The organism is Chitinophaga ginsengisegetis (assembly GCF_900168065.1).
In the GTDB taxonomy this organism is placed as follows: Bacteria; Bacteroidota; Bacteroidia; order Chitinophagales; family Chitinophagaceae; genus Chitinophaga; species Chitinophaga ginsengisegetis.
In genome coordinates, this window is the sequence record NZ_FUZZ01000001.1 from 3,016,091 (window position 1) to 3,041,051 (window position 24,961).

The 24,961-nt window shown below is 48.2% G+C and carries 18 protein-coding genes; 8 read left to right on the plus strand and 10 right to left on the minus strand.

Annotation, left to right across the window (positions count from 1 at the left end; genetic code table 11):
• Nucleotides 1-8 precede the first annotated feature (8 nt).
• The 6 genes from B5Z18_RS11895 to B5Z18_RS11920 all read left to right on the plus strand — a co-directional run bounded on the left by B5Z18_RS11895 (nt 9) and on the right by B5Z18_RS11920 (nt 4,750).
• Nucleotides 9-317, plus strand: a complete 309-nt coding sequence (locus B5Z18_RS11895; protein ID WP_079469556.1) for a hypothetical protein — start codon at nt 9-11, stop codon at nt 315-317.
• A gap of 16 nt (nt 318-333) precedes the next feature.
• Nucleotides 334-627, plus strand: a complete 294-nt coding sequence (locus B5Z18_RS11900) for a cell division protein ZapA (RefSeq protein ID WP_079469557.1) — start codon at nt 334-336, stop codon at nt 625-627.
• Between the two features lie 171 nt (nt 628-798).
• Nucleotides 799-2,364 (plus strand): ribonuclease Y, encoded by a 1,566-nt coding sequence (rny, locus tag B5Z18_RS11905; protein ID WP_079469558.1) that lies wholly within the window; start codon nt 799-801, stop codon nt 2,362-2,364.
• Between the two features lie 127 nt (nt 2,365-2,491).
• Complete coding sequence (locus B5Z18_RS11910) at nt 2,492-3,100, plus strand: 3-keto-disaccharide hydrolase (protein ID WP_079469559.1); 609 nt, start codon at nt 2,492-2,494, stop codon at nt 3,098-3,100.
• A 16-nt stretch (nt 3,101-3,116) separates the two neighbouring features.
• Nucleotides 3,117-3,905, plus strand: a complete 789-nt coding sequence (locus B5Z18_RS11915) for an SDR family oxidoreductase (protein WP_079469560.1) — start codon at nt 3,117-3,119, stop codon at nt 3,903-3,905.
• 23 nt (nt 3,906-3,928) lie between these two features.
• Nucleotides 3,929-4,750, plus strand: a complete 822-nt coding sequence (locus B5Z18_RS11920) for a purine-nucleoside phosphorylase (protein ID WP_079469561.1) — start codon at nt 3,929-3,931, stop codon at nt 4,748-4,750.
• A gap of 91 nt (nt 4,751-4,841) precedes the next feature.
• On the opposite strand, the gene scpB is transcribed toward B5Z18_RS11920, so the two are convergent.
• From scpB to B5Z18_RS11970, 10 genes are all read right to left on the minus strand, one after another.
• Nucleotides 4,842-6,062: an SMC-Scp complex subunit ScpB gene (scpB, locus tag B5Z18_RS11925; RefSeq protein WP_079469562.1), complete on the minus strand. Its 1,221-nt coding sequence runs from the start codon at nt 6,060-6,062 to the stop codon at nt 4,842-4,844.
• A gap of 109 nt (nt 6,063-6,171) precedes the next feature.
• On the minus strand, nt 6,172-7,056 hold the full coding sequence (gene atpG / locus B5Z18_RS11930) for an ATP synthase F1 subunit gamma (protein WP_079469563.1): 885 nt from the start codon (nt 7,054-7,056) through the stop codon (nt 6,172-6,174).
• Between the two features lie 168 nt (nt 7,057-7,224).
• Nucleotides 7,225-7,806 (minus strand): DJ-1/PfpI family protein, encoded by a 582-nt coding sequence (locus B5Z18_RS11935; RefSeq protein WP_079469564.1) that lies wholly within the window; start codon nt 7,804-7,806, stop codon nt 7,225-7,227.
• A gap of 119 nt (nt 7,807-7,925) precedes the next feature.
• The gene (locus B5Z18_RS32695) at nt 7,926-9,434 is read right to left on the minus strand and encodes a TlpA family protein disulfide reductase (RefSeq protein ID WP_200817229.1); all 1,509 of its coding nucleotides are present in this window, start codon (nt 9,432-9,434) and stop codon (nt 7,926-7,928) included.
• A gap of 9 nt (nt 9,435-9,443) precedes the next feature.
• Nucleotides 9,444-10,793: a RagB/SusD family nutrient uptake outer membrane protein gene (locus B5Z18_RS11945; RefSeq protein WP_079469565.1), complete on the minus strand. Its 1,350-nt coding sequence runs from the start codon at nt 10,791-10,793 to the stop codon at nt 9,444-9,446.
• A gap of 10 nt (nt 10,794-10,803) precedes the next feature.
• Nucleotides 10,804-14,355, minus strand: a complete 3,552-nt coding sequence (locus B5Z18_RS11950) for a SusC/RagA family TonB-linked outer membrane protein (RefSeq protein ID WP_159454280.1) — start codon at nt 14,353-14,355, stop codon at nt 10,804-10,806.
• A 276-nt stretch (nt 14,356-14,631) separates the two neighbouring features.
• Entirely contained in the window at nt 14,632-15,795 is a 1,164-nt protein-coding gene (locus B5Z18_RS11955; protein WP_079469567.1) for a FecR family protein, read from the minus strand.
• Between the two features lie 102 nt (nt 15,796-15,897).
• Complete coding sequence (locus B5Z18_RS11960) at nt 15,898-16,485, minus strand: RNA polymerase sigma factor (RefSeq protein ID WP_079469568.1); 588 nt, start codon at nt 16,483-16,485, stop codon at nt 15,898-15,900.
• A 131-nt stretch (nt 16,486-16,616) separates the two neighbouring features.
• A complete protein-coding gene (locus B5Z18_RS11965) occupies nt 16,617-18,230 on the minus strand; it encodes a RagB/SusD family nutrient uptake outer membrane protein (RefSeq protein WP_079469569.1) in 1,614 nt (537 codons plus the stop codon).
• Between the two features lie 40 nt (nt 18,231-18,270).
• Entirely contained in the window at nt 18,271-21,279 is a 3,009-nt protein-coding gene (locus tag B5Z18_RS11970) for a SusC/RagA family TonB-linked outer membrane protein (RefSeq protein ID WP_079469570.1), read from the minus strand.
• Between the two features lie 263 nt (nt 21,280-21,542).
• Here B5Z18_RS11970 and B5Z18_RS11975 point away from each other — a divergent pair, with 263 nt between their 5' ends.
• Nucleotides 21,543-22,910: a 3-keto-disaccharide hydrolase gene (locus B5Z18_RS11975; RefSeq protein WP_079469571.1), complete on the plus strand. Its 1,368-nt coding sequence runs from the start codon at nt 21,543-21,545 to the stop codon at nt 22,908-22,910.
• A gap of 114 nt (nt 22,911-23,024) precedes the next feature.
• Entirely contained in the window at nt 23,025-24,815 is a 1,791-nt protein-coding gene (locus B5Z18_RS11980) for a DUF885 domain-containing protein (RefSeq protein ID WP_079469572.1), read from the plus strand.
• Nucleotides 24,816-24,961 lie beyond the last annotated feature (146 nt).

Sequence of the window (24,961 nt, forward strand, 5' to 3'; positions counted from 1 at the left end):
TAAATGAAATGGTTCTGGAGCAATACATTCAACGTGTAGAAGAGAAATTGCACCTGCTGGTAAAAAAGCTCCAGCAGGTGCAGGCTGAGAATGCATTGCTGAAAGAAGAAGTGAGCATACAGCAACGGGAGCTGCAACAGCAGCAACAGGCGGTACAGGGACTGGAGGAAAGACTGCAACTGATGAAAATTGCATCCACCGCCCAGGGCGGCACCACCATAGCAGCAGAAGACGAAGCGTTTAAAAAAGAGATCCGCGGCAAGATCAATGATTACATTAAAGAAATTGACCGTTGTATCGCTTTGCTGAACAGCTGAACTAAAATCATACATCATGGAGCAACTCATTCCTGTTAATATTATCGTAGCCGACCGCTCTTACCGGATCAAGATCAAACCGGAAGAAGAAGCGGAAGTACGTCGTATTATGAAAGAAGTGAATGAGAAGATCGTCGATTTTAAAACTTCCTATGCAGGAAAAGACCTGCAGGACTATATTGCTATGGCCCTTATCATGTACGCCACACATCCTGTTACCAGCGGCGGTAAAGCCCAGGCTAGCACTGCGCCTTTTTTGCAGGAGAAGCTGGAAAAGCTGGAAGAAATTATCAACCAGGCATTGGGTTGATCACGTTACCCATTGCTTAACAATGAATTAGCTAATTGGCTAATTATCACGTATCAAAGACGCTTTAACTGCTATTTTTTTGTATTTTCGCGGGTCAGTTCTCGCCCCTGTCGTGTTTTAGCAGCGATATGGGTATGAGGATACTACATAAATCAAGTATAAATAATTCATATGGATGTTACACTTATCACGACAATAGCTGCAGTAGTGGCATTGATCATTGGGATTGTGCTAGGTAAGGTGATTTTTGCCAAAAATACGCAGCATAAGATAGACGAAGCTGAACTACAGGCTAAAAAAATCATTGCAGATGCACAGATCAGTGCGGAAAATCTCAAGAAAGACAGACTGCTGGAAGCCAAAGAAAAATACCTGCAACTAAAAAGCGAATACGAAAAAGACGTATTGCAGCGCAATCAAAAACTGGGAGAATCGGAAAACCGCATCAAACAGAAGGAACAGGCATTAAACCAGAAAAACGAGCAAATCCAGAAGCAGTTAAATGAAAATGACGCGATCAAGGAAACCCTGAACCGTCAGATGGAACTGGTAACCATCAAACGCACCGAACTGGAAAAACACCAGGAAGAGCATATCCGCCGCCTCGAAAAAGTGGCCGGCTTAACAGCAGATGAAGCGAAACACCAGCTGGTAGAGAGTTTAAAAGAAGAAGCCCGCTCACAGGCCCTCTCTCATATCCAGGAAATTATTGAAGACGCTAAATTAAAAGCGAACAAGGAAGCAAAGAAAATCATTATCCAGTCTATTCAACGTACTGCTGCAGAGCAAACCATTGAAAATACCATCACCGTATTTACCCTGGAAAGCGATGAAATCAAAGGCCAGATCATTGGCCGTGAAGGTCGTAACATCCGCGCTATTGAAGCGGCTACCGGTGTGGACCTGATTGTAGACGATACCCCTGAAGCCATCGTATTATCTTCCTTCGACCCGTTACGTCGTGAAATTGCCCGTTTATCCCTGCAACGCCTTGTTCAGGACGGACGTATCCACCCTGCACGTATCGAGGAAGTGGTGGAAAAAACCAAGAAACAACTGGAAGAACAGGTAATGGATATCGGTGAAAGAACCGTAATAGAACTGGGTATCCACGGCCTGCATAAAGAACTGGTACGCCTGGTAGGTAAGATGCGTTTCCGCTCTTCCTACGGTCAGAACCTGCTCATGCACTCCAAAGAAACCGCTAACCTTTGCGCGGTAATGGCAGCTGAACTGGGCCTGAACCCTAAACTGGCCAAACGTGCCGGCTTACTGCACGATATCGGTAAAGTACCTGATGAAGAAACTGAACTGAGCCACGCCCTTCTCGGCGCCAAGCTCGCTGAAAAATATGGCGAACACGCCGCAGTGGTAAACGCCATCGGCGCCCACCACGATGAAATGGAAATGCAATATGTAATTTCCCCCATCGTTCAGGCATGTGATGCGATCAGTGGCGCCCGCCCAGGCGCACGCCGCGAAATCATGCAGAGCTACCTGCAACGTATCAAGGACCTGGAAAACCTGGCGCTCGCCCACGATGGTGTGGAAAAAGCCTATGCTATCCAGGCTGGTAGGGAATTGCGTATCATCGTAGAAAGTGATAAAGTTTCCGATGGAGATGCAGACCGCTTATCTTTCGAAATCGCCAATAAGATACAAACAGAAATGCAGTATCCCGGCCAGATTAAAGTAACTGTAATTCGTGAAAAAAGAGCAGTGAATATAGCAAGATAGTTTTCTGATTTAATAATTCAGGAATTTGACCTTATATTGGAGTCCTCCGGTTTTACCGGGGGACTTTTTTTTATAGATCAATGACTGATCTTCATTCACCTGAAAATCACTAAATCTTAGCAGTGTTATGAAAAAAACCTTTTTCAATTGTTTACTGGGAACCGCCCTGTTATTGGGTTCCGGCGCATACGCGCAGAAGGCACAATCTCTGTTCAACGGTAAAAATCTCGATGGCTGGAAAATACATGGTACAGAGAAATGGTACGTGGAAAACGGGGAGCTGATCTGCGAAAGCGGTCCGGATAAAGAATATGGCTACCTGGCTACCGACGGCCAATACAAGGATTTTGAGCTGACCGTACAATTCAAACAGGAAGCCAATGGCAACAGCGGCGTATTTTTCCACTCCTCACTGGAAGGCACCAAAATCACCGGCTGGCAGGCAGAAGTAGCGCCGCCTGATATGCATACCGGCGGTATCTACGAATCGTACGGCCGTGGATGGCTCATTCAGCCCGACAAAGAGAAAGAAAAGTTCCTGAAAATGGGCGAATGGAATACCATGAAAGTAAAGGTGCAGGGCGACAATGTAACCACCTGGCTCAATGGTCATGAAATGATTACCCTGAAAGATGATAAGATTGGCGCGGCCAATGGCCAGATAGCTCTGCAGATCCATTCCGGTGGCGGTATCAAGGTAAGATGGAAAAACATCAAAGTGGTACCTTTAAAGTAGTAAATACACCCGTTGAATGCACTTTACGGATAAAGTAATATTAATTACAGGCGCCAGCTCAGGGATAGGCCAGGAGCTGGCGCTTTTGCTGGCAAAAGAAAAAGCCCGGCTGATCCTCGCAGCACGGAACCAGCCCGCCCTGGAAGCAGTACGCAACCAATGCCTGCTGCATACGCCCCATTGCGAAATATTGCTGATGGACGTAACCAATGAAACCCAGGTAAATGAAGGCGCCCAACGCGCGCTTCAGTTTTTCGGAAAGATAGATGTGCTGGTGAATAATGCCGGCGTTACCCAACGGTCCAAACTGATAGATACTTCCGTAGCAGCCATCCGCCAGCTGATGGAAGTGAATTTCTTTGGCGCGGTAATGCTTACCAAAGCCCTGTTGCCTCATTTTAAAGAACAGGGCAGCGGCCAGGTCATTGTGATCAGCAGCATGGCCGGCCTCATGGGCTATCCCTGGCGCTCCGGGTATAATGCCGCCAAACACGCGCTGCAAGGGTATTTTGAAACCCTGCAAACCGAACAACCCATTCCCCGGTTATATACCACCATTGTTTGCCCGGGCCGCATACACACGCCCATTACCTATTCTGCCATCACCGGCAACGGCGAGCCTTACGGAAAAATGGACCCCGGCCAGGCGAATGGCATACCCGTAGACCGCTGCGCACGGCAGATCCTAAAGGCCATGCATAAACGAAAAAAAATAGTGCTGATCGCCCGGGAAGAAAAGATCCTGCTATGGATTAAAAGATATTTTCCACCCCTGTTTTATGTGATTGCGCGCAAAGGGAATTAATTTGCAGCAAATTCAACAAACGTATGGACCTGTTACTGCAACAAATAGCTGCGGCTACTACCTATCTGCAATCCTTTTCCTTCGAACAGCCGCGTGTGGGCGTAGTATTGGGCACGGGTCTCGGGGAACTGGTAAATCATATCAAAATAGCCCATTCCATTCCCTACCAGCAAATTCCTCATTTCCCGGAATCTACCGTAGAATCACATAAAGGCCACCTGATCCTCGGGCATATCGGCAATACGCCGGTGATAGCCATGCAGGGCCGCTTTCATTACTATGAAGGCTACACGATGCAGCAAATCACTTTCCCGGTAAGGGTAATGAAAGCGCTGGGCATTCAGCAGCTGCTGCTTAGCAATGCCGCCGGTGGCATGAATCCTGGTTTTAAGAAAGGCGACCTGATTTTACTGGATGATCATATTAATATGCAGCCGGAAAACCCGCTGCGCGGCCTCAACTCGCCGGCATACGGCCCGCGCTTCCCGGATATGAGCTGCCCGTATAACCCGGAGCTGGGCGCTAAATTAGAGATGGCTGCCGCTTCACTGGGTACTTCATTAAAAAAGGGTGTATACGTATCCGTTATGGGCCCCAACCTGGAAACTAGGGCGGAATACCGCTTCCTCCGCATGATAGGCGCCGACCTGGTGGGCATGAGTACCGTGCCGGAAGTAATTGTGGCTAATCAGCTGCAACTGCCTTGTGCAGCCGTATCGGTAGTAACGGATGAATGCGATCCTGATAACCTGCACGCGGTTTCTATTGAAGAAATTATTGCGGTAGCCGGTAAGGCGGATAAATTGCTGAGCGGGCTCTTTGCCCAGGTGATTGCCGGATTGTAGCGGAGGTTGTTTTACCCGGGATAAACCTGGTTATACTGATTACTTTGAGTTCTTTTAAATAAAACAGCGGCTTCGATGAGCCGCTGTTTCTTTATTTTTTTCCGGAATTGTCGTCATTTTCATCTTCTTCATCTTCTTCGTCTTCTTCTTCGTCGTCATCATAATCATCGTCGTCATCATCTTCTTCATCGTCCTCTTCTTCCTCATCCTCATCTTCCACACCAGGCCCGCTAACTACCAGCAACTTTTCTCCTAAAATGGCATCTTCCATCATATCATCCGGGTCTTTATCACCATCGTCCTCATCTTCTTCTGTATCTTCTTCTTTTTCTTCTTCTCCGGAGATGACATCTTCCACGATACCATCGGGATCTTCGTTTTCTTCGCCGGGGATGCGGGAAGCGGTATCTTTTACTGCGTAAGGATCTTCGTCCTCTTCCTCCTCATCCTCTTCTGCGGTGCTGGTGTCGTTTTCACTTTCTTCTCCGCCGCCGAGTTCTTCGTTCACTTCTTCAATAATATCATCAAAACGAACAATTTCATCATCGGGTTCTACTTCTTCATCTTCAGAGGCGGGTGGTTCTTCTTCAGCGTCCGGGGTGGTTGCAGCCAGGTGATCCAGCTGATGGTCGGGGTCCAGGAGTTCGCCATCTTCTGACACCATCAGGGAATGAGCGGTTTCAGCTTCGGCGGTATGGGTGTTATGTTCTCCCCGGCCGAGGGTGGCTGTATCGTCGGTGATGAGGGTAGGTTGCACCATTTCCTCATCAAATAATTCTTTGAGTTTTGGCAGATCGGCTACGGAGCTGATGCCGAAATAATCCATAAAGGAACGGGAAACGGCGTACAGCAGCGGTTTGCCGGGCTGGTCCTCACTACGGCCGGTAATCACGATCAACTCTTTTTCCAGGAGTTTCTGGATAGAATAATCGGTGCTCACGCCGCGGATATATTCAATTTCGCCTTTGGAAATGGGCTGCCGGTAGGCGATGATGGCCAGGGTTTCCAGGGCGGCGGTGGACAGGCGCTTCAGGAATTTATCCCCGTTGAGCTGGGCCACTGTCTGGTAATATTCTTTTTTGGTGAGGAACTGGTAGCCTCCCCCGCTGCTACGTACTTCAAAAGCATAAAATTCAGAGCTGTACTTCTCCCGGATGGCTTCCATAGCGGCTTCCACCTGATCCAGGTTGGTACGGTCTTCCAGAAAAGCCAGTGCATTATTAAGCAGATCCACTATTTCCAGCAAAGGTAACGGCCGGTCGGCGGCGAAAATTAATGCTTCCACGTGCGGGATGATCTGTGATATTTCCATACGTTAACAGGAGATGTGGATTTACAAAAAAGGTCAAAGACCGAAAATACAGTCTTTGACCCTAATCTGAAAATATTAATTCAGTTGTTGACTTAGTGTTAATAAACCCTTAGTTCGCCAATGCAGCCGCACCGCTCACGATTTCTGTCAGCTCAGTGGTAATAGCAGCCTGACGGGCACGGTTGTAAGAGATCTTCAGGGAACGGAGCAATTCGCTGGCGTTTTCTGTAGCCTTATCCATTGCCGTCATACGGGCGCCATGCTCAGAAGCGTGGGAATCCAGGATGGCTTTGAAGAACTGGGTGTTCAGGATCTTAGGCATCAGTTCAGCAATCAGGGTATCTTTTTCAGGTTCAAAGATGAAGTCTGCTTTCAGACCACTCTTTTCCTTATTTTCTACTTTTGCGATTGGCAGGAACTGCTCTGCTACAAAGATCTGCGTAGCAGCATTTTTGAATTCGCTGTAAACGATTTCAACGGCATCGTAAGTACCATCGGTAAAACCCTGCAGGGCTACTGCAGCCGCTTCTTTCACATGATCAAAGGTAAGACTGCCAAAAAGCTGCCAGAACTTATCATTTACTTTGTAACCGTTCTGTACAAAGTGATCATATCCTTTTTTACCAATAGGCAAGATTTCTACCTGGCCTTGTTCAAACTGTTCAGCATACTTTTCGCGGATCACGCGTTTAGCTGTTTTGATCAGGTTGGAGTTGAAGGCGCCGCACAAACCCCTGTCGGAAGTAATGACCACAATCAGTACTTTTTCAACCTGACGCTGTGCTGCCAGTGGTGTGTCGATATTGCCTTCGCTGTTGGAAACAATATTCTGCAACATTTCCTGGAGCTTTACGGCATACGGACGCATCAGCATGATGGCATCCTGTGCACGTCTTAATTTAGCAGCACTTACCATTTTCATGGCTTTGGTGATCTGCTGACCAGATTGAATAGATTTGATTCGGTTACGAACTTCTTTAAGCTGTCCGGACATATATAAAAATCAATTACGAATTACGAATTATCAATGACCAATGCAGGGATAGCCTCCTGAATTTGGCTGCAAAGGTAAGCAATGGCCGTTTAATTTGAAAATCCGTGGAAAGATTATTTAAACTTTCTTTCTTTCACTGGTAATCAATTATTTATACATGCCTGTGAATTACAGGGTGATACTGGTTCCCAGTACCTGCAGAAACGCTGCGATCCACTGCGGATGAGCCGGCCATGCGGGTGCAGTTACCAGCTTGCCATCTACCACGGCTTCATAAACATTTACAGATACATAAGTGCCGCCGGAAGCGGTTACTTCGGGCGCTACTGCCGGGTAAGCCGTCAGTTTCTTTCCACGTACCACATCGGCAGCCGTCAGGATCTGGATACCATGACAAACAGCTGCTACCGGTTTATCTTCCAGGAAAAAGTGCCTGACCAGCTCCAGTACATTTTTGTTCAGCCGCAGGTATTCCGGGGCACGGCCGCCGGCTATTACCAGCGCATCATAATCAGCACCGGCTACATCGTTAAAAGTGGCATTCAACACAAACCCATGACCCGGTTTTTCACTGTAAGTCTGGTCGCCTTCAAAATCATGGATGGCCGTTTTGATCTTATCGCCCGCCGCTTTATCCGGACAAACCGCATGTACATCATGACCAATCATCTGCAGCATCTGGAACGGAACCATTGTTTCATAATCCTCTGCGTAATCTCCTGTCAGTAATAATATCTTTTTCTGTGCCATAGAATGAAAGTTTTATTGCGTTAAAAAAGGCTAATGAAGATACGCATTTAGCTTTTAGCAAAAATGCAGCAGGAGATCATGGGTATGATCTCCTGCCGCATTTTTTGCCTGGCCTGTTTTTACCCTTCGGTCAGTAATTTATCCAACAGCGCTTTCAGCTCAGGATTAGAAGGCCGCAGCGCATCTGCACTCACAATTTTACCATCGGGCCCAATCAGAATAAACCGCGGAATAGCATTGATATTGAATTTCTGAACAAAATCGGATTGAAAATCTTTATCTGCCAATAACTGTATGCCTTTCAGGTTTCCTTTCTGCACAAAATCCTTCCACTTCTGTTTGTCCGCGGTTTTGTCTACCGACAGGCTCACAAACCGGATCTTTTTGTGTTCATACAGCGCTTCTATCTTCGACAGATGCGGGATCTCCATTTTGCAGGGACCGCACCAGGTAGCCCATACATCTATATAAACATATTTCCCGCGTAAATCTTTCAGGGAAACTTTTTTGCCGCTCACATCTTCATAAGAAAAATCAGGCGCAGGGGTGTTATCACTGTAAGTATTGGCGTTGCTGTAAATTTCCCGGATTTCTTTCAGGTAAGCGGGGTGCTTTGTACCGGCGATATAACTTTTATACAAACTATCGCGCACCGGTTTATCCTTCAGCATTTTCAGGGCATTCCGGGTACCGGTATACGTGTAGTATTGCAGCATAAAAGAGTCTTTGATTTCCCCTTTTGAAATATACAGTCCCATCATGGTCCGTATATTATTATCTTCTATCGATGCTTCAAACAAATGCCTGTACTTTGAGTACTGGATGGTAGACAGGTACTGATCCAGCACCTGCCTGTACCAGGCGGATTGTTGAAACAACGCAGCGTCATTTTTATCCCAGTCGCTCACCGTTAGTTTATCCAGCTGCGCACGTTCTGTGCTGTCTAGCCTTTTCACCCGCATAGCGCGGCCGGCTTCCTGCATGCGCCGCTGGAAGGCGGTATCTTTCCTGTCGCCGGTTTCCATCAGTTTATAAAAAGCCGCCTGCTTCTCCAGGTCTGTTCCATAATACAGGCTGTAGTGGGCCAGCACATATTTGCCATAGTACGCCAGGTCCTTACCGGCCATCTCCCGGAAAAATGCGCTGGGCGATTGGTCAAACGAGTGCTGCCCATCTTTTACAAAAGCCTCCATCTTACCGATAAATACCGGAACAGGGGTATATAAAGCTTCCTGTCCAAGCATCTGCTCCGGATCAGTGGCTACATATTGAGACAATGCTTTTCGTGCGTCTGCAGTGGCATTGTTTTCAAAGCTGCCTTTGCCGCTGAAACGGTAAGTACTATCCGGCCCCAGCGCAATCTGAAGCTGGTAGCCCGGCTCCAGGTACACCTGTCCTACGCCGGTCAGGGAATAAAATCCCTTTGCAGGTAAGGTTACTTTGGTATCAAAGGTGCCGTCTCCATTTACGGGGATCAGCAGATCGGCGCCGGTCATGTTTTTCAGATGAAGCGGCGTAGTGATGTCGCTGCCACTCAATTTCCCGGAAAGAGTAGTAGTCTGTTTCTGCGCAGCAGCGGTTGTAAACAGCAGTGTGCAGGGTATCAGTGCAAGAATAATATTTTTCATATAAGATGTTTAACGGTCATTTAATTGCATGTCTGGATTAAATTGCTGTACGCGGGCAGGGATCTGGAAAACATACTTTTTGCTGCCTGGTTCCAGCGTACCTTTTAAGGCGCCGGTGCTGTTCACCCTGCGCTCTACCAATGGCATGCGTCCTTCGCGGTCGAGGCGCTTCATGTCCATCCAGCGTTGCCCGCGGAAGGCCAGTTCCCTTCTGCGTTCCTCCAGCACTTTCTTCAACGCATCTTCTTTGCCGGTGGCAGTTATGGGTGTATAGGCATCTGGTTTGAACCGGTATTTCCGCAACTCATTTATCACGTTCATAGCGGCTTCGGTTTGATTGGCACGTGCCAGTACTTCTGCTTTTGTCAGGTACATTTCCTGGAACGTAGTGCCGAAATTGGCATAGCCGTTTGAACCGGAAAAATAATAGTCATCCGGAAAGTCGTCAAGCGCATAGGTGAGCAACAATTTACGGAGATCACCGGCTTCGTATAAATTACTCAGCGCATGTTGCATGCCCATCATAGAAGGGATGGTATAATCCGGAGAGCCACGTTGCCAGAGTACTTCCGGGCTCAGGTCCGTAGGCGGAAATGAGTAAGGGTCTTCGTAGTCATTGTAGTTGATCATGCTATGCGGCGCGGTTAATGCCAGGTCGGTATACTTCTTCGTGTTGTCATAATCCTGCATGTAGAGATAGATCCTGGACAACAAACTATACGCAGCATATTTGGTAGGCCGGTACTTGTTGAGGTTTGTGAGCGGCAGCGATGCTATGGCATCCGTAACATTGGTGATGATAGTGTCCAATGTTGTTTGTACGGAAGACCGTGGCGGTGTTTTATCAGTTACATTCGTGCTTCTTACCAGCGGTAAACCCGGGTCGTTGGCAGCCGTTGCCGGATTATAGGCTTTTGCAAACAGCGTTAGCAACATGAAGTAACAATCTGCGCGGATCACCAGCGCTTCAGCCAGTGTGGAAGCACGGGCGGCTGGTGTGCCATCTGTGGTAGCCATCGCATTATTGATGATCACATTGGTATTGTAAATCGTGTTATACAGATCGCCCCACGCAGCCGGACTTTCTTTTTCATTCTGGTCAATACCAGGACGCCAGTAATAAGCATTGGCTGCAGGTACAGTGCTCAGGTCATCAAATTCCTCATAATAATCGTCGGTACAATACAACAATGCAGCCGGGAAAGTAAGGGTCATTGGCCTGGAATTCAGCATCAGCTGGTAATCGCTCAGTTTCTCCGGAATCACGATCCCCTTTGGCTTTACTTCCAGGAACTTGTCACAGCCGGAGAAACCAGCTGTGGCAAGCAAAAGGACAAAGACAATATTGATTGATCTCATAGATGAATGATTAGAAGTTAGTAAAAAGGGAAATGCTGTAAAGTGGCCGTTGCGGCAATTGACGTACGCCACTGGTCCGGTCTATCGCTTCCGGATCAATATCATTTCCGCTGAAAGTATAATAGAACAGGTTCTGTCCCTGCAACCGGATCTGTGTTTGGCTAAGTCCCATCCGTTTTAGAAAATCAAACTTCGGGTTATAGGTAATGATCAGGTCGCGCAGGCGGATATAATCCGCCCGGCGCACAAACTGTGATGCATACTGGTAACCGTAACGGGCATACGAAGGGAAATAGAACGGATCCTGTGCCCTGCCGGGTGTTAGCCCGGGGATATTGGTATAAAGCTCATCACCGGCTTTTTTCCAGTAATTGGAGGAGCCTTCCAACAGGGATGTACTGTAAGTAGTGATGTTCACCGGATTGGGTTGTTCCACCCGCATCACATGACCACCGTAATACATGAAGAGAAACGACAGGTCAAAGGCGCCTACGGAGAACTGGTTATTAAGGCCCAGTACATATTTGGGCGTAGTGGTGCCGTTGTAGACCAGGTCTTCAAATGCTACATCCTCCACTGCATTGCCGTAAAAGTCCAGGATATGCCGGCCCCCTTTCCTGTCATACACAAAAGGTTTACCCATATCCGTTAGCCCCCCGTAATTATAGCTGAATAACGCATCCATTGGATACCCCTGCCGGTTAATGCGGCTGCTGGTGATATACTCTGAGTTATCGTATTCAGTGGCTTTTACGGCCAGTACTTTGTTATTGTTCAACGATGCGGTAAGACTGGTACGCCACTCGAACCGGCGGTTTTGTACATTCACGGTGGAAATCAGCAGGTCTATACCGCTATTGCGGATAGTAGCCGTATTCGCATTGTACTGGTTAAAACCGCTGGTTGGATCAGCATCATATTGTCCGAACACATCTCCTGTTCTTTTATAGTAATAATCCACGGAACCAAACAGGCGGTTGTTAAAGAATCCATAGTCCAGGCGCAGGTTGTAAGTGCGTGTTGTTTCCCAGCGCAATGATTGGTTTTCCGGTGTCATCACATAAAAAGATGGCTGGGATATCTCAAATACATTGTTCAGCTGCGACGCCAGGATCAGGAAAGGACCGTTGTTACTCACCGGCACATTTCCATTGAAACCAGTAGTAGCATTCAGTTTCAGCTCACTGATCCAGGTGTTATCTTTCAGGAAATCTTCCATATGCAACCGCCAGGCGGCACCGGCCGACCATAACGGACGGTACTTATATTTGGGATCCACCCCAAACAGGTTGGACTGGTCGATACGGTAACTACCGGTAACAATATATTTATTGTTGTAGATATAGGTACCTTGTGCATAATAGGAAAGAAAACGACGGTCGGCACTGGTTTCATTAACATAATCCCTTATAGAAAGGCCGCTGCCGAACTGGGATACATCCGGAAATGCAGGGTTGGTATAAAGGCTCGCGCGTTGCAGGTTAACGGGTCTGCTGATCAGCGATTGCCCATCATACCCGAAGTAACTGTTAAGATAGCTGTCGTTAGTGGTTTTTCGCTGTTCAGCGCCCAGGATACCCGACATTTCATGCCGGCTGTTCGCGGAACGTTTATCAAAATTCAGTTGCGCACGCAGAGTGTAGTTTACCGCTTTCTGATCTGTTCTCCGGAGAATGTTGCCTTGCGGAATGTCAACAAACAAAGGTCTTCCATTGGGATCTTTGGTGGCTTTAAGGTTCAGCAGCCTGCGCACTGTATAGGATTGTTCATCCAGGAAGTTGTCCTGGATTCCTTGCTGCCGTTCATAATTGCCACCTACTTCGGCCGACATCCAGTCGGTGATTTTTCCTTCCAGGCGGGCCTGCACGCGAAATGCATTGGTGTTGATCTTAGTCGTATTGGCAGTGAGTTCACGGTACGGATAATAAAGCTGGTCGTACAACCCTAGTGCAATGAGCCGGTCGTTCCGTTGACGGTTAACCCCATAGTTCAGGTAGTCCCTGTTAACTCCCTGGGCTACCGCCAGCGGATTACCGTTGGCATCCGCCAGTTTTTCATAGGGATAAAAATCATTTATGGGAGCAGTGGTACCTTTTTCAGATTCAGCATGTGAATACACACCGCGGAAGTCCATTTTCAGGCGGTTGGAAAACTGGTAGGTATTGGCAAAATTCAGGATCAGCTGATTGTTCTTCGATCCCACATTCACCGGTTGCTCCGCAATGTAATTCACGCCCAGCAGGTAAGTGCTTTTTTCGTTTCCTCCGCTTACATCCAGGTTAAGGTTGGTAGCCTGACGTGTACGGAAATAGAGGTTTTCGTATTCCTGCGTATTATCGTAGCTACCCAGCGAATCCAGTCTTTGCCGTGCTACCTCCGCAGTAATGCGTTTTTGCTGCTCATCGAAGAGAATGGCATAGGCAGGAGGCATAGGCCGGTCATAAGCGGTATAGCTAATTTCATTGGGATTGGCACGTCTGAACTGTGCTTCCTGTAACGATACAAATTCCTTTGCACCGGCAAACTTCAGGTAGCCAAAGTCGGGCGACTGCTGCAACGCAGTAGTGGCACGCAAACTGAATTTTGCCTTACCGGATTTTCCACGCCTGGTTTCTACCACAATCACCCCATTGGAGGCACGCACGCCGTAAATGGCCGCAGCAGCGGCATCCCGCAATACGGAAATAGAAACGATATCGATAGGATTGATGGTGTTAAGATCTATTTCCGTAGGAAAACCATCTACTACTATCAACGGCTTTTTTACGGCGTCAAAGGTGGAAACACCACGGATAGATAATTCCCCTGACTGACTGTTATACACCAAACCAGGTACCTTTCCCTCCAGGCTTTCCAGGAAATTACCGGTAACGGCTACACGCTGATCGTATTCCTTTTGTGTTACTACAGAAGCGGCGCCGGTCAGCTGGTACTTGGGGATCTTTTTGTACCCCGTGGAAATGGTTACATTTTCCAGGTTCCGTACATCTGCCTGAAGGGCAATACGGATATCGCTGCGGCCATTCACCGCAATTTCCTGCTGGATATAACCTATCATTTTTACAATCAGTGTTGCTCCGTCTTCTACCTCACCGCTGAGGAGAAAAGCACCTCCATCATCGGTAACGGTGCCGCGGGTACTGCCTTTCAGCAGGATGGTCACACCAGGTAAGGGCTCTCCCTTTTCATTGACCACGGTTCCTTTTAAAAGGGCCAGCTGGGCAGCCGCGAAACCGGCCTGGCCGGGATTCGGCGACTGCTGCGGCCGGGGTTTTCCTGTTACAAGGATCGTATTATTCCGGATCACATATTTCAGCGGCTGTTCCCGGAACGCAAGCTCCAGGAATGCGTCCAGCTGCATGTTGCGCGCATCTACTGTAACCTTCCTGGCATTTTTCAACAGGTCGGCATTATACACCACCAGGTACCCGGTTTGCTCCCTGATCACGGAAAACGCTTTTTCAAGCGGTACATTTTTCCCGGAAAAGGTGATCTGTTGCGCAAAGCTGCCCGCAGTTACATGCAGAAACGCAGCGGTGAGAAGAAGCATGGTTAATTTCATGACTTTCAGTATTGGGATCATCGTTCGGTGTCGTGATCCTTCGATTTTAGTTGACAACCGGCAGCTGTACATAGCTGGGGTTCCGGGGGCATACGGGCATTGCATACCTTTCCCGGACCGGTTACAAAGAGCATTTAATTGCATAGCTTTGCAATGGTTTAGTTGATGAATAAGCAGTCTTGCGGGACTTGTTTTCTCAGTTAAGCCAATCTTTCACCGGAAGTGCTTCGAACCGCTTCCGGTTTTTTTGTGGCATATGACCTGGTTGATAAAAAATTATGGCATCACTGTCAGCTTTCTTCCTGATAATTTAAAATGCACGCCTGATTCCTGCAGGAATTCCAGTACGTCCTTCAATTCAAGATCCCTTCCCATTTCCCCGCCGAAAGTAATGGCCGGGATATTTTTCTCATACACTACTTCCACATCGTACCAACGGGCAATTTGCCGCATCACCACTTCAAGCGGGGCTTGCTGGAAATTGAAGATGCCGTTTTTCCAGGCAATGGCCTGGCTGGTATTCGCATGTGCATCTACTGTAATGGATTGGGCTACCACCGCCTGTTGGCCTGGCAACAATACCTTGTTACCGGTAGCGGCTTTTACCAGGATTTTTCCCTGCAACAGGGTAGCCCGTAATGCCGATTCATCCGTATAGGCGTTTACGTTAAAGCTGGTACCTAACACTTCGATGGCAGTACCCTTATCAGTTTTCACGGTAAACGGTTTGCGGGCATCGGCGGCTACTTCAAAGTAGGCTTCTCCCGTAATCACCACATTCCTTTCCCCTTCCGGAAAAGCAACCGGGTAGCGGATAGAGGATGCGGCATTGAGCCAAACGGTGGTGCCATCGGGCAATATCACCTGAAACTGCCGGCCCCGCGGCGTAGCCACTGTATTGTAAGCGAGCGACGGCGATGCGGCACCATCACGACTGTTGTACAACAGCTGTCCGTTCCGGAGCTTTACATCCGTGTTTCCCTGTTGGGTGATCACCCCGTTTTTCAGGCTGTCCAGCACCACCTGCGAACCATCTGCGAGGGTAAGTATGGCGCCTTCTCTGCCTGGCCTGATGATGTTGCCGGGGCGTGCTGCTATTTTCACCGGCGCTTTCTGACGGGTCAGGAAATAAAGCCCCGTGCCCAGCAATAGTAAAACAGCCGCGGCGGCCCACCAGCGCCGCATGCGTACCATTTTCACACGGGAAGGTGTGGCTGTCCGGCGGTTTGCTTCTTCCAATATATAAGTAAACACCGCCTGTTTATCTGCCGGCATTTCGCCGGGGTAGTTGCTTTTTTGCAGCACCGCTTCTATTGCTGCTTCCTGCATATCCACGGCTCTTTCTTCCAGCACCCACTGCCGGAAACGCTGCAATTCCTCTCCGGTAATGCTATCGTCCAGGAATTTTTGTACAAGGTGTTGAAATTCGGATGGCAACATAGTTATGCGTTGTTAAAATGTAATAGTACCTGCAGCCCGAAGGTCATTCCAGGTAAAGACAATCAAATAAGCAGGGGTAAGACGTCCGGAAGAAAATATTTTTTATTTGTAGAGGAAAAAGATCACGATTCCCAGTTTACCGGCATTTTTGCCGAGATGTTTGCGAATTGCCAGCAGACAGCGAACCATGTAAGTTTTGGAAGAAACAACGGAAATATTCATGCGACGGGCAATCTCTTCATGCGTTAGTCCTTCCTGCCGGCTTAGCAGGAATACGGTTTGCATTTGTGGCGGTAAATTTTCGATGGCCTGATGAACAGCCGTTTCCAGCTCCTTATATTCTACCCGTTCCTGCGGCGTTAAATTATTATCCCTGAAATAAGCGTTCAGAAACTCGCTGTTTTCTACCGGCAGTATCTTTTTCTTTAGCTCATTGCGGATTACGTTCCTGGCTACGGTAAACAGCCAGGCATCAAAACGGTCTACCTCCGCCAGCTTTTGCCGGTTCATCCATATCCGGATAAAGATCTCCTGCGTGAGGTCCTGCGCCAGTTCTGCTGATTTGGTAAAATGCAGCGCATTCATGTACATCCGGTCCGAATACCGGTCAAATAATACCCGGTACGCATATTCGTCCCCGGCAGCTACTTGCCGGAGCAGTTCCCGCTCGTTATCTGAATTGTAGGACATGCTGAAAAAATGCTACCTCCGAAGTAATTGGTTGATTTCCCGCTAAAAGTAGCAAAAAAGTCAAAAGGGACTGACCAATTTTTACATTGGTCAGCCCCTTTTGATATTTTTTTTTGAGTAAGAAAGAAGAACTAGTAGCCCGGATTCTGCGGGAACTCATTAACCGTCCTGTCGATCTGATCCTGCGGAATAGGCCGCAGCACATGTGTGGGTTTTATATTATTACGGGCCTCATCGTTATGCAGCTTCACCCTTTCTACCAGTTTATGCGTGCGGGTAAGATCAAACCAGCGCAATTGTTCGCCCACCAGTTCACGGCCTCTTTCATCCAGGATAAAATCGATGGTCATGTCGGCAGCGGTTACGGTCATTGCATCGCGGTTAGCCTGTGTTTCAGCAGGGCTAGCGCCAATGCGGGCAGATCTCCAGCGGATCACATTTACGAGGTCGGCGGCTTCCTGTTTTTTGCCATCCATCATCAGGGCTTCTGCTTCTATCAGGTAAGCTTCTGCAAGACGCATGGCTATAAAAGGTCTTACGCCGGAAGCCTGGTTATCCGGGCGAAGGGCATCGGCAAATTTATTCAGGGAAGGATACAGTTTTTCTGTGTACAATCTTGGTGGTACCAGCATGTAAGGTTTGCTGGCAATCACGGCGTCGGATACATCATAACCAGGCAGGAATACAGCGGTATCGCCCATTTTCAGGTTGTCCACCGGTGCATTGGTTTTCCACAGGGTAGTGTAGAATTTCTCGTAACGCACGTCGTGTATCCTGTCTTTATACAGCGTATCGATCAGGAACTTTGTAGGTCTGAAACGCTTCCAGGGCGTACCATTGGGCAAATCGCGCTTCATACCTTTCAGCACATCATACTGCATCAGGAAAAAGCGGCAGGCGTTGTTATCAGGGTAGCCATAAAGCGGATCAGTAGTATACTGCGCTGCCCAGATGGTTTCATCATTATTTTCTTTTCCCTGTGCCCATACCTGTCCTACGTCAGCGAGTAATTTAAAACCGTAGTTTTTAATCACCATATCGGCATATTTGGCGGCATTGGCATAGTCGCCGGCCTTTGCCTCCGGAGAGGAGGCGCGGGTAAGGTAAACCCTTGCCAGCAGGTGTTCTGCGGCCGGCTTGGTAGCGCGGCCCCATTCTGCCTGTGTAGCAGGTAGTTCTGCTTCTGCTGCGAGCAAGTCGTTGATCACTGCATCGTAGATAGCGGATACTGCGTCGCGGTGCGCTTCTCTTACAATTTCAGCATTTTCGTGCAGGCGTAAGGGTACGGCGCCAAACATCTGCATGAGTACAAAATGATAATGCGCCCGGCAAAACTTTGCTTCGGCCACCCCTTTTTTCTTTACCGCTTCGTCGAGGTCGGGGATCTTGTCGGCCCGGTCTATCGCCACGTTACAGGTGTTGATGGTTTGATAGAAACTGTTCCACACTTCCCTTACATGATCGTAGCGGGAATCCAGCTGTGAAGTATACTGACTTGTGAATTTGAAGTTACCATCGGAACCGTTGGTGATAATATCGGTACCGGTTTCAGTGAGCGTCATGCCACGTTCTGTACTGTAGAAGTTACGCATAGACACGTAAGAGCCGTTCACGGCTGTTTGAAAACCGGATTTGGTATTGTAAAAGTCGTCTGTTACGTTGGTGACAATCTCTTCATCCAGCATTTTATTGCAGGAGGTGGAACCAACGGCCAGCAGCATGATGAGAGGAACTATATATTTCATAACGTTTTCTTTTAAAGATGTTTAATCAGGACCCGTTGATTTAAAATTTGGCATTCACTCCGAATTGCAGCATCCAGGTGGCTGGTGCATCAATGCCTATCACATTTACGTCTTCAGGATCAACTCCTTTCCAGGTTTGGCGGTAAGGCGCCAGGATCATTGGATTTTTCACGCCTACGTTTACACGGAGGTCCTGCATGTGCATGCGTTTTACCAGTGCATCCGAGAAGGCGTAGCTGAGTGTTACGTTCCTGATCTTAAAAAACGAGCCATCAAAGTAGCTGAGCGACTGGTAGTTGCTGGGGCGTTCCTGGTTGGCATTGGGCCGCGGGAAATCGTTGGTAGGATTGGCCGGCGTATTGTAGTCTATATTCAGGTTATTATAACGGCCAAACAGGGTGTTATAGTTCTGGTAGAAATCACTTTTAATCATGCTTCCCATGCGTGCAAAGGCTACGATAGACAATTCAAACCCTTTATAGGAGAAGCGCTGGGTAGTACCTGCGGACCATTTAGGCTGTGGAGAACCCAGGATCTGGCGGTCGTTTTTAGCATCGATAAGGGTATCGTTATTTACATCTTCCAGCCTGATTTCTCCTGGCTTCAGATTGTAAAGTTTTGCCAGCTGGGCATCCTTTTCCTGCCATACACCGATCTTCTTAAAATCATAGTATACATAGGTAGGCTGACCTACAAACCAGGCATTTCCAACATCGGCGGTTCTGCCATCGCCGAGAGAGAGAATTTTGGACCGGTTGAGGAACATGTTGGCATCCATTTTCCAGCTAAACCCATTAGGGTTATCGATGATAGTGGCGCCAATTCCAAATTCAAAGCCGCGGTTCTGGGAAGTACCGAGGTTCATCAGCACTTCATTAAAGCCATTGCTGAACGGGAGCGTTTGCGGCATGAGCAGGTCGGTGGTGCGTTGGTTATACCATTCCACCACACCGGTGATACGGCCATTCAGGAATCCGAAATCAAGACCGATATCAGTGGATGTGGTAGATTCCCAGGTGAGGTTGGGATTACGCAGATCGAGCGGTACAAAGCCCAGTACGCCTTTATTACCGAAGGAATAAGGAATCCTGCTCAGGTTACCCTGCGTGGCATATGGGTTAATACCGGTGTTACCGATGCGGCCAAAGCTGGCGCGCAGTTTCAGGTTATCCAGCACTTGTTGTCCTTTCAGCCATTTTTCGTTTACTATGTTCCACGCACCTGCAATGGAAGGGAAATAACCCCATTTTTTACCGGGTGCGAAACGGGAAGATCCATCAGCGCGGAGGGTAAGAGTCAGGAGATAGCGGTCGTCGTATCCATAGTTCAAACGGCCCATATAGGAAAGGATGGTCCAGGAACTCAGACTACTGGTTACGCCGGTTACATTGAGCGACTGGCCCAGGTTATAATATTGCTGTGTTTCTACCGGGATACCTCTTACGTTGGTAGTGGAAATATCCACGTTCTGACGTTGAACGCTGTATAAGCCGGTAAAGCCGATATTATGTTTTTTGATCTCTTTGTTGTAGGTCACTATGTTTTCAATGGTATACGCCATGGTAGCGGCGTTTCCTTTGGAAGCAGTAGCATCACCACCGCCAATCAGCAGGTTGGTATTGTTTTTACCCTGGAAAAGGCCATAGTTGTAATTCTGAACATCCGGGCCCACGTTGAGACGGTATTTCAGGCCATCTATGATTTCCACTTCTGCGAACAGGCTGGTGAAGATGCGGAAACGTTTCATCAATTCCACGCGGTTGCCGGGCACATAATCCAGTAACGGGTTTGGTTGCTGGCTATCGCCGGTGGGATAGGTGATCAGCTTTCCGTTGTCGTCGTAGGGAGCGGCGATGGGCAGCATTTTCAGGGCATTGTCTATCCCGTTGTAGGTTTCGCCGTTACGTTCACTGTAGGCGCCTAACAGGGTGGCTCCCACGCGAACGCGGTCGCCGATCATCTGGTCGATGCCCACATTGAAATTGTAGCGTTCGTAGCTTTGCAGTTTCAGCACGCCCTGGTCTTTGAAGTAGCCCAGTCCTACGGTGTATTTTGTTCTTTCCGTACCGCCGGCTACGCTGAGGCCATGATTGGTTTGGTATCCCGGGGAAATCATCAGATCCTGCCAGTCAACGTTTGTACCTTTCTTGATATTGGCATATTCAACGGTGTTAAATATTTTCTTGTCGGAGGCGTCGGGGTTGGCATCATCGTATTTGCCGATGGTGCGGTTAGCTTCCCGGCGCATTTCAATGAAGCGGTTAGCATCCATCATGTCGGATTCGCCGAGTTGTTGTACATAGCCATAGGAACCGCTGTAGGAAACCACGGGTTTTCCTTCCTTGCCTTTCTGGGTAGTGATGAGTACTACGCCATTGGCGCCCCTGGAGCCATAGATAGCTGTTGCGGATGCATCCTTCAAAATATCCATCGATTGTATTACTCCCGTACCGATATCGCTGAGGGTACCGGCGTAAGGGATCCCGTCTACTACATAGAGGGGGTCGTTACCGGCCCTGAGGGAGCGGCTACCGCGGATACGTACGGTGGGTTCATCTCCGGGTTTACTACTGTTATTGAGTACTTCCACGCCGGGTGCGCGGCCCTGCAGGGCCTGTTGCGGGTTGGTTACCGGCACGTCCTGGATGGCTTTGGTGCCTACGGAGGAAATGGAGCCGGTTACATCTTTTTTCTTCTGTTGACCGTATCCTACCACCACAATTTCTTCCAGTTTTTTGCGGTCTTCCGTTAAAACTACGGAAACGATTGCACGACCCTTTACAGCTTCTTCATAAGTGTTAAATCCGATGTAGGTAAATACGAGTACAGCGTTGGCGGCGTCTGTAACTTTGAGCCGGAAATGTCCCTTGCCATCCGACTGGGTGCCTGCATTTTTCCCTTTGATAGAAACTGTTACGCCTACCAGTGGTTGCTTCTGAGCATCGAGGATATTACCTTCTACGGTAATTGGGTTGCCTTGTGCCTGGGTGAGTTGGTAAAATAGCAAACATGCTATCATACAGATAAGACGTGAAAAAACTTTTTTCATAACGTAGTTTAATAATGATTGTAGATAAAGAGTATTGCTTTTTGATTTTGGCTGTTGCTACGTGGATACTTTCTGGAAACAAAATAAGATATTTTTACATTGCTGCAATCGTTTGCATGAATATTTTTATTTCTAATTCTGCCAAACCCCATATTGGTCAGATTATCATGTGATTAAAAAATAAAAAATAAGATTAATCTTTTGCAATCGGTTGTAAAAATCATTTTCATTGTTTATTTTGGTCACCTTATTCCGTTTAAGTTATGAAAAAGACGATCCTTTTATTTGGCTCCCTGCTGTGTATGTACGGTAGCCTTTTCGCCCAGAAAGCCCAGTGGCAGCAACTTTTCAACGGTAAAGATCTGAAAGGCTGGAAGCAACTCGGGGGTGAAGCAAAATATAATGTGCAGAACGGCGAAATTGTGGGTACCACGGTGATGAATACGCCAAACTCTTTCCTCGCTACTGAAAAAGAGTACGGCGACTTTATCCTGGAGCTGGAATTCAAGCTGGGCAAGGAATTCAATTCCGGCATCCAGTTCCGCAGCCAAAGCCGGGCCGACTACCAGAATGGCCGTGTATTTGGCTACCAGATGGAAATTGACCCGTCTGACCGTAAATGGAGCGGTGGTATTTATGAAGAAGGCCGCAGAGGCTGGCAGTACCCTATGGAACTGAACCCTGCCGGTCAGAATGCCTTCAAAAAAGACGGCTGGAACAAATACCGTATTGAGTGCCGGGGCAACGAAATGCGTACCTGGGTAAATGGCGTACCTACTGCCCACCTGGTAGATACCGCGCTGCCAAAGGGTTTTATCGCTTTACAGGTGCATAGCATCGGCAAAAATGCAGCAGACGACAACAAAAATATCTACTGGAAAAATGTCCGGCTGATAGAAAACCCGGCTGCCTCCCAGTACTCCCCTTACGACAACATCTACGTTGTTAATAATGTGGATAACACTATTTCCGGCCAGGAAAAGAAAAACGGCTACACGCTGTTATGGGACGGAAAAACCAGCAAAGGCTGGAGGGGCGTGTATAAGAAGAACTTCCCTACCTCCGGCTGGACCATGCAGAATGGAGTGCTTATGATTGGTCATTCCAACGGAGATGAAGAAGGCAGCGGCGGCGACATTGTTACAGAAAAACAATACGGCGCTTTTGAGCTGGAATTTAGCTTTAAACTCACGCCAGGAGCCAATAGCGGGGTAAAATACTTCGTGAGCGAATCCTATGAAACAGGTGGCAAGTCGGCTATCGGGCTGGAATACCAGGTACTGGACGACGAAAAGCACCCGGATGCCAAGTTAGGACGCGATGGAAACCGCACTTTAGCAAGTCTTTACGACCTCATGACAAGAAAACAGGAAAAACGTGCCATCAACCCTATTGGAGAATGGAACAAAGGTCGTATTATTGTGTATCCAAATAATCACGTAGAACACTGGTTAAATGGATTTAAAGTGTTGGAATATGAGCGTGGCTCCCAGGCTTTCAAGGATCTGGTAGCCATCAGCAAGTATAAAAACTGGAAGAATTTTGGTCTGTGGCCCGAAGGGCATATCCTTTTACAGGATCATGGTAATGAGGTTTCTTTCAAAAGCATTCGAATAAAAATTCTTAAATAATATTTTTTATCTTTTTTTTCATTGTTCACTGTTCTAAATAAGCATTCCGATTCTTCGGAATGCTTTTTTTCTTGGATAAAACGGTAAATTACTCCCTGTTCACAACCCATTTATATGAAAATGTTACAACGAAAAGGCTACCTCCTCCTGTCGGGCGCTTTACTGGCGGGGGCTTGTCAGCAACCTGGCGGTCATAGTAACCCGCAGGCCACGCAGGATTCCCTGCGTAACCTGGCCACCCGGTACTACAACGAAAGCATGGCCCTGAACCCGCTACAGGCCACCCAGAACGGGGAAAACCAATATAACGACCAGTTGCCGATAGACATCAGTGACAGCTACCGCGCAAAGGCCGATTCTTTCTATGCCAGCTACCAGCAGGCCATCAAGGGTATTGATACGGCGGCACTTTCCGGCAACGACCGTATAACCTACGACATGTTGCAACGGGAATTCAGCATCAACCGGGAAGGACTCACCTTTCACGATAACCTGATGCCTGTGCAGCAGTTCACCTGCCTGCCGCTCACACTGGCGCAACTGGGTTCCGGTTCTTCTGCCCAGCCATTTAAGACGGTAAAGGACTATCAGAACTTCATGCATCGTATGGAGCGTTTTGCTATCTGGACCGACACAGCCATCGCCAATATGCGCAGGGGCATAGCTACCGGCTACGTATTGCCGCAAAGCCTGGTGGTGAAAGTGATTCCGCAGGTAACAGACCTGGCCAAAAAAGATACTGCCAACAACGTATTCTATGCGCCGCTGAAAACGATCCCCGATTCGCTGGATGCCGCTACCAAAGCGGGCCTGGTAAAAGATTATACGGCGTCTATTGAAAACTATATCCTGCCTTCATTTGCAAAGCTGCGCGACTTCATGCAAAAGGAATACCTGCCTAAAGCCCGCACCAGCAGCGGTATTGGCGCTATTCCGGATGGTAAGGCGTTTTATGCTTTCCTGATAAAAAGCTGGACTACCACCGATCTTACTCCTGAAGAAATTTTTGCTTTGGGAGAAAAAGAAGTGGCCCGGATCCGCGGTGAAATGGAAGATGTGAAGAACAGCACCGGTTTCAAAGGCGATCTGCCGGCCTTCTTTGCGTCGGTACGTACGGATAAGAAACTGCGCATCTTTAAAACGCCTGCCGCTATCCTGGATTCTTTCAAAGCCATTGAGGACAAGATCATGCCGGGAGTAAAAAAGATGTACGGTCATCTTCCCAAAACAAAATTTGAAATCCGCCAAACCGAAGCATACCGGGCAGCTTCCGCATCTGCAGAATATATGCAGGGCAGCGCAGACGGTACCCGGCCGGGCGTATTTTACGTGCCTATCCTTGATGCCACCAGCTTTTCGTATACCGGTATGGAATGCCTTTTTTTACACGAGGCTATTCCCGGTCACCATTTCCAGATTTCCCTGCAACAGGAAAACGACTCCCTGCCTAAGTTCCGCCGCTTCTCGTGGATTGGCGCCTATGGCGAAGGCTATGCCCTGTATTGCGAAAGTTTAGGAAAAGAGCTGGGATTATACACCGATCCTTACATGTACTTTGGACGCTTAACGGATGAAATACACCGCGCTATTCGTTTAGTCGTGGATGTTGGTATGCACACCAAAGGCTGGACCCGTGAGCAGGCCATCAAATACATGATGGATAATGAGCCGGTATCCACGCAGGAAGCCACCGCTGAAATTGAGCGTTACATGGCCATTCCCGGCCAGGCGCTTTCCTATAAGATCGGGGAACTGAAGATCCGCGGATTGCGGAACCAGTATACCAAGTCGCTCGGCAGCCGGTTCAGCTTATCATCTTTTCATGATGAGTTGCTGAAAGACGGCTGTGTGCCGTTGTCGGTACTGGAGCAAAAAATGTCGCGCTGGGCAGCAGCTCAACCCTAGCAATGCCTTGTCCCGTTTGACTTTCGGCTTGTGTTACCCCTTCCCGGTGGTAATACAAGCCGAAACTTTTTTGGGGCGCCCGGGATTAAATTTCGATTAATAAAAAAAGCTACGTTTCCCTGAAATACGCCCTGGTCCGGGATGAA